Here is a 2,947-nt window from a genome sequence, read left to right as displayed (position 1 = left end):
GGCGCGCGGGGGGGACGGCGCGGGGGGGCCGTGGGCCACCGACGCGAAGGGCAGGCCCTTGTTCTCCGCGAGTTTGGTCTCGCCGGAGACGTTGTAGCCGCGCAGCACGATCTCGCGGCCGTGGGCGTCGGTGAAGCGGCCGTCCCGCACCGTGACGGTCGGATCGTCGAACCAGAGGGAGCCGGGAGGGGGTGCGGCGGTGGCCGGCGGGACGCCCGCCACCGACACGGAGCCGAAGAGGACGACCAGGACAACCAGCAGACGCGCTCGGATAGTCGGCATGTCCACTACAGTCCGGCGATATCAGGACACCGTCAACACCCCTGACTCTGGAGTAAGTTCCCGCGCGGTCGACCCTCACACCTCAGACACCGACCCTCCGCGTCACGTTCAACAAGTACTCCTTCCTGTTCAGCGGATTGTGGTCGGTGCGCGGACGCTGGGGGATCGTGCCGTGCGTGACCGGCGCATAGTGAGCGAAGGAGCTCTCCATCTCGCCCTCGCCCCGGGTCAGCCCCGGCAGCTTCTGTTCGAGGGCGTGCACCCGGGCGGCCGGCACGGTGCCTTCGAGGACGCAGACGTCCTCCCGGTTCCGTGTCTTCTCGGGTACGGCCGCGAGCCCGGCGAGGACCGGCAGCAGGGCTCCGAGGGTGTCTGCGGGCGCCTCGACGCGGAAGCGGCGCAGCGGCTCGTGGACCCGGGTCCCGGCCCGCCGCAACGCCTCGATCAGCACCAGCGGGGTCACGCCGCGGAAGTCGGCCCCCGTGCTCGACATGCTCTTGTCGAAAGCCTGGTGGGCGTGGCTCTGCCGGGGCGAGTAGCCGCTGTGGGTCATGGTGACCAAGCAGTCGGTGACCTGCCAGCCGTGCAGACCCTGGTCGAGGGTTTCGCGCACGGTGTCCTCGACGGCCTTGAAGAAGGCGTACGGCATCGACCCGAGCTCCACCTCCAGCCGGAAGCCGACGCCCGAACCGACCGGCGCGGGGTCGACACGCAGGCCGACCGTCGCGAGGAACGGGTTCGGGTCCTTCTTGTTGAACTCCACGGCCTGCCCGGTGCCGACGGGCCGTTCGACGCACAGCGGGGTCGTCTCGCGAAAGGTGACGTCGAGGCCGTAGTCCTCGGCGAGGGTGGCCTGGATGACCTCCTTCTGCACCTCGCCGTACAGCGAGACCGAGGTCTCCTGGCGTCGTTCGTCGCCGCGCAGGCCGATCAGCGGGTCCTGTTCGGCGAGCTGGGTGAGCGCAAGGTGAAGCGCTCCCCTGTTCACGCCCGGGCCGGGGACGACGACCGTCTCCAGGGTCGGCGGGGCGAAGAAGTGCTCGTACGCCTTGCGGGGTTCGCCGATCGCGTCGCCGATCCGGATGTCGCCGAGCCCGGTGAGGCGGGCGATCCGGCCGGCGGCGACGGAGTCCTCGCGGGTGTCCGTGCCGTGGCCGAAGACGCTGATGCCGGTGATCCGGCCTTCGGCGCCGTCCGTTCCGAAGGGGACCCGGTCGCGGGTGCGCAGGGTCCCGGAGAACATCCGGGCGTAGGCGACCTTCTCCCCCGCCGGGCCCCGGGCGACCTTGAACACGGTGGCGGAGACCGGCCCGTCCGCGTCCCCGCCGGCGGCCGGGAGCAGTGTTTCGATGCCGGTCAGGAGCGCGTCCACACCCGCGCCCGTGGCGGCGGAGCCGAAGTAGACCGGGTGGACCAGCGCTTCCCCGGTCTGCGCGACGAGGGACCTGTGCAGCGCCACGTCCGTGACGGTGTTCTCGACGTACGCGGCCAGCAGGGCATCGTCGTGCCCGGTCAGGACGTCGAGGGCGGCGGACGGTCCGAGCCCGGCGGTGAAGCGGGCCGTGCGGGTGCCGAGGCCGGTGGCGGCCCCCATCGGCACGATCGCGGGGGTCAGCCGGGCCGAGATCTCCCGCAGCACCGCCTCGTGGCGCGCCCCGCCCCGGTCGATCTTGTTGACGAAGAGCAGGGTGGGCAGACGCAGCCGCCGCAGCGTCCGCATCAGCACCCGCGTCTGCGCCTGCACCCCTTCGACGGCGGAGATCACCAGGACGACGCCGTCCAGCACACCGAGGACGCGCTCCACCTCGGCGATGAAGTCCGGGTGACCGGGGGTGTCGATGAGGTTGATGGTCACGCCGTCGAGCGGGAACGAGACGACGGCGGACTTGATGGTGATGCCGCGCCGGCGCTCCAGAGCGAGGGTGTCGGTGCGGGTGTTCCCGTCGTCGACGCTGCCGATCTCGTCGATCACCCCGGCCGAATGGAGCAGCCGCTCGGTCAGGCTGGTCTTACCGGCATCGACATGGGCGAGAATTCCCAGGTTGAGCATGTGCACGAAGCGTCATGTCCTTCGGAGAGAGGTCCTTTCCTGACTGGGGGGACATGCACGCAGTGCGCATTGGAGCTCCTTCGGACTCGGTGACGTCGCTGTCCTGTGCAGTGCAGCAGACCGGCACGGAGGGCCACAACGGAATTAACCGCTGCCGGGGTACCCGGCGGGGTGCCCGCAAGGAAGGGAGCGGCTCGTGCGTGACGTACTCCCGGTGCTCGGCCGCTGGTACGCGGCCGGGGTGCCGTTCGGACTCGCGACGGTCGTCCAGGTCAGCCGCAGCGCGCCGCGCGACCCGGGCGCGGCGATGGCGGTGGGCCCGGGCGAGGAGGTCGTGGGCAGCGTCTCCGGGGGCTGTGTCGAGGGCGCGGTGTTCGAGCTGGCGCAGGAGGTCGCCGCGGGCGGCGAGGCACGGCTGGAGACCTTCGGCTACAGCGACGAGGACGCCTTCGCGGTCGGCCTGACCTGCGGCGGCGAGATCACTCTGCTCGTCCGCGCGGTCACGCCCGAGCGGGATCCCGGCTTCGGCGGGGTCGCGGACTCGGTCGCGGCGGGCGAGCCGGTCACCGTGGCGACCGTGACCGACGGCCCGGCGCCGCGCGGGGCTGCACTCAC

The 2,947-nt window shown here is 71.6% G+C and carries 2 protein-coding genes and 1 pseudogene; 1 reads left to right on the top strand and 2 read right to left on the bottom strand.

The features are described 5' to 3' along the window. Together ABZ281_RS44485 and ABZ281_RS44480 are read right to left on the bottom strand one after the other, a co-directional pair. Positions 1-282: pseudogene (locus ABZ281_RS44485) on the bottom strand (endoglycosylceramidase); the annotation flags it as partial. 82 nt (positions 283-364) lie between these two features. Continuing rightward, positions 365-2,338: a translation factor GTPase family protein gene (locus tag ABZ281_RS44480; RefSeq protein ID WP_356663984.1), complete on the bottom strand. Its 1,974-nt coding sequence runs from the start codon at positions 2,336-2,338 to the stop codon at positions 365-367. A 190-nt stretch (positions 2,339-2,528) separates the two neighbouring features. On the opposite strand from ABZ281_RS44480, the gene ABZ281_RS44475 reads away from it, so the two are divergent. Next, a partial coding sequence (locus ABZ281_RS44475; RefSeq protein WP_356663982.1) for an XdhC family protein occupies positions 2,529-2,947 on the top strand: 419 nt, incomplete at its 3' end.

It is taken from the genome of Streptomyces sp. NPDC006265 (genome assembly GCF_040613555.1).
Lineage (GTDB): Bacteria > Actinomycetota > Actinomycetes > Streptomycetales > Streptomycetaceae > Streptomyces.
Note: the sequence above shows the minus strand (reverse complement) of the source record. Positions and strands in the feature narration are given on the sequence as shown.